The organism is Leptotrichia wadei (assembly GCF_007990545.2).
In the GTDB taxonomy this organism is placed as follows: domain Bacteria; phylum Fusobacteriota; class Fusobacteriia; order Fusobacteriales; family Leptotrichiaceae; genus Leptotrichia; species Leptotrichia wadei.
On the sequence record NZ_AP019829.2, the window covers coordinates 2,299,148 to 2,305,216 of the forward strand.

Consider the following 6,069-nt stretch of genomic DNA (forward strand, 5'->3'; position numbering starts at 1 on the left):
TATCAGATATCTAAGTTTCTTACATAATTTGCATTATCTTCAATAAATTTCCTTCTCGGCTCAACCTTATCCCCCATCAGAATATTAAACATTTTATCCGCATAAGATGCATCTTCCATCGACACTTTTAACAATGTTCTCACTTCTGGATCAAGGGTAGTTTCCCAAAGCTGTTCTGGATTCATTTCTCCCAGTCCTTTGTAACGTTGAATTGTATATTTTCTTCCATCTTTTTCCAAAACTTTTGTCACTTGCTTTAGCTGGTCATCTGAATAGGCATATCTAATCGCCTTTCCAGCCTGAATTTTGTATAAAGGCGGCTGTGCAATATAAATGTAGCCTTCGTTAATTAATTCTCTTAAATGTCTGTAAAAGAATGTCAGCATTAATGTTCGGATGTGAGCCCCATCAACATCGGCATCTGTCATGATTACGATTTTATGGTATCTTAATTTTTTTATATCCATATCATCGCCAAATCCAGCTCCAAAGGCTGTAATCATCGCACGAATTTCTGCATTTTCCAGAGCCTTATGCACTCCTGATTTTTCAACATTTAATATTTTCCCACGAAGTGGTAATATCGCCTGAAATCTTCTATCTCTTCCCTGTTTTGCAGAACCTCCCGCTGAATTTCCTTCGACTATGAAAATTTCTGATTCAGCTGGATCCTTTGAGGAGCAGTCTGCCAGTTTTCCAGGTAGTGATCCAACTTCCAGCGTATTTTTTCTAAGTACAAGTTCTCTTGCCTTTTTCGCAGCTTCTCTTGCTCTTTTAGACATTACCATTTTTTCAATGATTTTTTCAGCTGCCTTTGGATGATCCTCCAAATAAAATTTTAAATTTCCTCCAACAATATTTGATACAATCCCTGTAACTTCACTATTTCCAAGTTTTGTTTTTGTTTGCCCTTCAAATTGAGGTTCAGGTATTTTTACGCTTATTACGCAGACTAGCCCTTCTCTTACGTCTGTCCCTTGAAATGTTCCATTTTTATCCTTAATCAAGTTCATCTGCTTTGCAATATCATTAATAGTTCTTGTAAGTGCTGTTCTAAAACCGCTGACATGAGTTCCACCTTCGTGTGTATTTATATTATTTACAAATGAATAGACATTTTCCCTTTGAGAAGTCGTATAATTCATAGCGATTTCTACTTCCACAAATTTTGCGCTTCGGTGTTTTTTCACAGTATTCCCATTTTCATCCACAGTTTCCACTTCTTTAGCTTCCTCAATCTGCATTTTATCAGCCATATAAATCACATCATCAATAATTTTTTCATCATCAATAATTTCATTTAAAAAGTCCTTTATTCCACCTTCAAACAAAAATTCTTCGGTTTTTATATCATCAGCGTTTCTTTCGTCAACTAACTCAATTTTTAAGTCCTTATTCAAATATGCCAATTCCTTCAAACGTGATTCCAGCACAGAATAATCATAAACTGTTGTTTCAAAAATTTCATCATCAGCCTTAAATCTAATTACAGTTCCATGTTCATTCTCGTCAGCTGTGCCTATCTCCTCCACAGGCGTTGCTGGCACACCTCGTCTATATGTTTGTCGAAAAACTTTTCCATCACGCGTGACAGTCGCCTCAAGCCACTCTGACAAGGCATTTACAACAGATACTCCAACTCCGTGAAGTCCACCTGACACTTTGTAGTTATCATTATCAAATTTTCCACCAGCATGCAATACTGTAAGTACAACTTCCAATGTTGATTTTCCTGTTTTATGCATTCCCACAGGAATTCCACGTCCATTATCAGTTACTTCGATTATATTTCCTTCCAATATTTTCACAGTAATCTTATCACAAACTCCAGCAAGCGCCTCATCCACACTGTTATCTACAATTTCCCACACAAGATGATGAAGCCCACGTGACGAAGTCGACCCAATATACATTCCAGGACGCTTCCTAACTGCTTCCAGCCCTTCCAGAACCGTAATAGCTTCTGCTCCATAATTATTAGCCATTATTTATTCCCTCCATTTTATACCAAACTTTATACCTTCTTTTATTTCAAATTACACTAAACTTTGCTTATGAAAAGCAAAAATAGCATATATCCGTTGTAATAACAAAGCAATTTTAAACTTCTTGTCAAATAATGATATGATTCAAAATCCACAAAAATTTATTGTTCAAACAAGAAACTGCATTATTTCCCAACGCAAAAATTCCCAAACACGTGATCTAAAATATCCTCAGATGATATTTCCCCAGTAATTTCCGAAAGTGAATCTAATGCTTCCTTTAAATCCACAGAAATCAAATCCATAGGAAGCCCCATATCTATCGTTTCAAAAATATTTTTTATCGCATCCTTTGTCTTTTCAAGTGCCGTTTTATGACGAATATTTGTAATTATCAATTTTTCTGATGAGTTTTCCACATCTTCTTCCACAATATACGAATAAATTTTTTCCTGCATATCTTCAATTCCAACATTGTCCTTTGCTGATATTTCAACAATATTTTCCAGATTATGTCCTGCAAGATTAATTTTTTTATTTAAATCAATTTTATTCAATAATACTATAACTTTCTTTTTATTTTCTTTAATCTGATTTATAACTTCTATATCTTCGTTTTCAAGCTCCTTTGAAGCATCCAGCACAAGCAGCACCAAATCAGCCCTCCCAATAAACTGCTTAGACTTTTCCACGCCAATATTTTCCACAATATCATCAGTTTTTCTGATTCCAGCCGTATCCACCAGAACTAATGGAACTCCCTTTATATTAATTATTTCCTCAATAACATCCCGTGTTGTCCCTGCAACATGTGTTACAATCGCTCTTTCCTCGTGAAGTAGAGCATTCAGCAATGTAGATTTTCCCACATTAGGTTTTCCCACAATAACCGTTTTTATTCCCTCTTTTATTTTTTTCCCTGTATCATAAGAATCAATCAGACGATTTGCCTCTTCATAGACTTTTTCCAAATTATTTCTCAATTCAGCCGGCAATGGATCGTCAATCCCTTCCTCAGGATAATCCAGTACAACATTCACATGAGCCGTAATATCAAGAAGCGCCTTTTTAAACTGGTTCACTTTATCTCGTAAATCCCCTCTTAACTGATCCAGCGATAAAGACACGCTTTTTTCCGTCTTTCCTTGAATTATATCCATAACCGCCTCAGCCTGCGATAAATCTATTCGCCCGTTCATAAATGCCCTTTTTGTAAATTCACCGCTTTCAGCATGTCTTGCCCCATTTCTCAACACAAGCTCAAGCACCTTTTCTGAAACAAGTGTTCCACCATGGCAATTTATTTCCACAATATCTTCACAAGTGTAGCTTTTTGGAGCTTTTAGCCTAACAGCCATCACTTCATCTGCTGTTTTTTCACCATCCTTGATAAATCCGTAATTTAATTTATAAAAACCCAAATCAGCATTTGGGTTCTTTTTAACAAATATTTTGTCCAGTATTTCAAATGATTTATCTCCAGATATTCTTATTATGGCAATTCCACCTTCACCTTTTGGAGTGGAAATAGCCGCAATTGTATCAAATAACATCTTAAACCTCTATTTCTAAAATCATTTTTCTAATTTTTTTCATCCAGTTTTTTAATAATCAAATATCTTTTTGGATCCTCTCCTACACTTTCAGTTTTCAATCCCTTCATAAATGAAATTTCCTCATGAATAATTCTACGTTCATGTGATACCATAGGATTTAGCTTTATTGCATTTCCAGTCAATAAAACTGCCTTTCCTTTTTTTCTTGCCAAATCTCTCAATGAATGTTCACGTTTTTCTTTGTAATTATTAGAATCTATAGAAATTTTTAAATGTTTAAATTTTTTAGTCGTGCTTATTAAATATTCTAAACTATTCAAGGCACTTCCCTTTTCCCCAATTAAAAATCTCATATCTTTTCCATCTAGAATAACTAAATATTTTCCACTATTTTCTTTTTTAATATTTATAATTCTTATATCTAGCCTTATACCTATGATAAATTCTTTAAAAAAAACTCTAATTTTATCTATATTTGTATCAGAATAATTTTCTTGATTAAATTTTTCATCATTTTCAAAACTTTCATTTTTATAACTTCTTTTATTATTATTTCGATTATTTTCCTTATGTAAATCATAATTTTTTTCATCTTTTTTTACAAATTTACTTTCATCTTGTACTTTTAATTTCTCAGTTTCTATTTTATTAGTTCTTAGCTCAGATTTTTTAATAATTTCAATTTCATATTCACCTTTTATATTTATAAATAATATTTTTTTTGGATATTTCAAAACTTTTACTTGATAAGTTTCATCTTCCTTTAGTGTCAAGGAACGGCTTATCATATTTTTAAGTTCTTCCTCATTTTGAGCTTTTAATATTATCTTTTCCATCATCACTTCTTCCTTTCAAAATGAAATATTGCTGAACTAATGATAAAGCCCCTGAAACTAAATAATATAACGTTACTCCTGATGGCATTTTATAGAATATAAATAACATCATAAGAGGCATCATATACAGCATTGTCTGCATTTGCTGGTTAGATTCCTGTCCACTTGTTGCACTTGTCATTATTTTTTGTTGAATATAAGTAACACCTACATTTAAAATTGGTAATAGATTAAATGCAAAATTTCCTATCATAAACAGTCTATCAGGCTGTTTTAATGTAAACCATAAAAATTTTGCATCTGCTGGAATTGCATTTCCGCTAAAAGCCCAGTATAGTGCCACAAATACAGGCATTTGAATTAGTAGCGGCAAACATCCTCCCAATGGATTTACTCCGCTTTCTCTATAAAGTTCGGCTGTTTTTTGCTGATATTCTTGTGGATTATCTTTATATTTTTCTTTTATTTTTTCGAGTTCAGGTTGTAATTCCCTCATTTTTTTCATTGATTTTTCTTGTTTCAATGTCAAAGGGAATATAATTATTCTCATTAAAACTGTAACAATTATTATTGCTATTCCATAATTTCCTACAACACCGTATATCGCATTTAAAATATGTACGACAAAATCGACTAGTGCTTGTATTTTAAACATGTATAATTTCCTCCATTTTTATAATAAGCTATCTTTTGTATTTTTTACATGAAACTTTTTTTAGTTAAAGTTATAAACTCTAATTAGAATAACTTAAAATTTCTCATTTTATTTTAACGGATCATATCCACCCTTATGAAAAGGATGACATTTTAATAATCTTTTTATGGTTAGGTAACTCCCTTTTATTGCTCCATATTTTGTAATTGCCTGTCGTGAATATTCTGAACAAGTTGGATAAAATCTGCATCTTCTTCCTAAATACGGTGAAATACCCTTTTGATAAATTTTTATAACAAATAATAATATTTTTTTTATCATTTTATCACCTTAATAATATCTCTTTCTATATCCTTATACTTTAAATTTTTTAAATTATCCTTTAAGATAGACTTGCCGACAAATACATAATCAGTATTTTCTTTAAATTTATCTTTATGTATTTTTACAAACTCCCTAAAAATTCTTCTTATTCTATTCCTTTGAACTGCATTTCCAGTTTTTTTGCTAGCTACAAAGCCAAATCGCTGTTTATTATTTTCTCTTATAAAAATAATAGCATACTTTGTATGCATTTTTTTTGATTTGTTATATATTAATGAAAAATCCTTTGTTTTTTTTATTTTGTTGATAGACATACTTCTCTTCTTTAGATTTTAAGATAAACGAGAGCTTAATGAATATTCAAAATCTTTATTATATAAATAAAAAAGCTCTCCTATTTGTTTTAGATTAATGCTTTTAAAAACCCAGTGTTGAATTTAACACCGGGTTATGCTGATAGTTTAGTTCTTCCTTTAGCTCTTCTTCTTTTTAAAACATTTCTTCCGCTTTTATTTTGCATTCTTTTTCTAAATCCATGATCTTTTTTTCTTTTTCTTTTATTTGGTTGATATGTTCTTTTAGTCATTTTTTATCCTTTCTTTCGTGTTTTTAAAAAAGTTATTGTCTTTTATAAGTATTATATACAATATTCAAAAAAAAGTCAAGTTTTAAGCCATTTATATTTAAATTTCAATTTATATTTAGTTTTTATT

At 31.3% G+C, this 6,069-nt stretch carries 7 protein-coding genes; all 7 read right to left on the reverse strand.

Going from position 1 to position 6,069, the window contains the following annotated elements; translation table 11 throughout:
• Positions 1-2: 2 nt before the first annotated feature.
• Positions 3-1,985 carry a DNA topoisomerase (ATP-hydrolyzing) subunit B gene (gene gyrB, locus FVE73_RS10555; protein ID WP_018498403.1) on the reverse strand — a complete coding sequence of 661 codons (1,983 nt, stop codon included), beginning with the start codon at positions 1,983-1,985 and terminating at the stop codon, positions 3-5.
• 185 nt (positions 1,986-2,170) lie between these two features.
• Positions 2,171-3,538: a tRNA uridine-5-carboxymethylaminomethyl(34) synthesis GTPase MnmE gene (gene mnmE / locus FVE73_RS10560; RefSeq protein ID WP_018498404.1), complete on the reverse strand. Its 1,368-nt coding sequence runs from the start codon at positions 3,536-3,538 to the stop codon at positions 2,171-2,173.
• 29 nt (positions 3,539-3,567) lie between these two features.
• Entirely contained in the window at positions 3,568-4,377 is an 810-nt protein-coding gene (locus FVE73_RS10565; RefSeq protein WP_018498405.1) for a Jag family protein, read from the reverse strand.
• On the reverse strand, positions 4,346-5,032 hold the full coding sequence (locus FVE73_RS10570) for a YidC/Oxa1 family membrane protein insertase (RefSeq protein ID WP_018498406.1): 687 nt from the start codon (positions 5,030-5,032) through the stop codon (positions 4,346-4,348). Before FVE73_RS10570 ends, FVE73_RS10565 begins: the two co-directional genes overlap by 32 nt.
• A 108-nt stretch (positions 5,033-5,140) precedes the next feature.
• Positions 5,141-5,350: a membrane protein insertion efficiency factor YidD gene (gene yidD / locus FVE73_RS10575; RefSeq protein WP_026239033.1), complete on the reverse strand. Its 210-nt coding sequence runs from the start codon at positions 5,348-5,350 to the stop codon at positions 5,141-5,143.
• A complete protein-coding gene (rnpA, locus tag FVE73_RS10580; RefSeq protein ID WP_018498408.1) occupies positions 5,350-5,670 on the reverse strand; it encodes a ribonuclease P protein component in 321 nt (106 codons plus the stop codon). Before rnpA ends, yidD begins: the two co-directional genes overlap by 1 nt.
• A 134-nt stretch (positions 5,671-5,804) precedes the next feature.
• Entirely contained in the window at positions 5,805-5,942 is a 138-nt protein-coding gene (gene rpmH, locus FVE73_RS10585) for a 50S ribosomal protein L34 (protein ID WP_018498409.1), read from the reverse strand.
• Between the last annotated feature and the right edge of the window lie 127 nt (positions 5,943-6,069).

What these genes read in the sequence shown, in the direction of transcription:
- gyrB (WP_018498403.1), bottom strand. Translation starts at nt 1,985, where the DNA reads ATGGCTAATAATTATGGAGCAGAAGCTATTACGGTTCTGGAAGGGCTG.
- mnmE (WP_018498404.1), bottom strand. Translation starts at nt 3,538, where the DNA reads ATGTTATTTGATACAATTGCGGCTATTTCCACTCCAAAAGGTGAAGGT.
- FVE73_RS10565 (WP_018498405.1), bottom strand. Translation starts at nt 4,377, where the DNA reads ATGGAAAAGATAATATTAAAAGCTCAAAATGAGGAAGAACTTAAAAAT.
- FVE73_RS10570 (WP_018498406.1), bottom strand. Translation starts at nt 5,032, where the DNA reads ATGTTTAAAATACAAGCACTAGTCGATTTTGTCGTACATATTTTAAAT.
- rnpA (WP_018498408.1), bottom strand. Translation starts at nt 5,670, where the DNA reads ATGTCTATCAACAAAATAAAAAAAACAAAGGATTTTTCATTAATATAT.
- rpmH (WP_018498409.1), bottom strand. Translation starts at nt 5,942, where the DNA reads ATGACTAAAAGAACATATCAACCAAATAAAAGAAAAAGAAAAAAAGAT.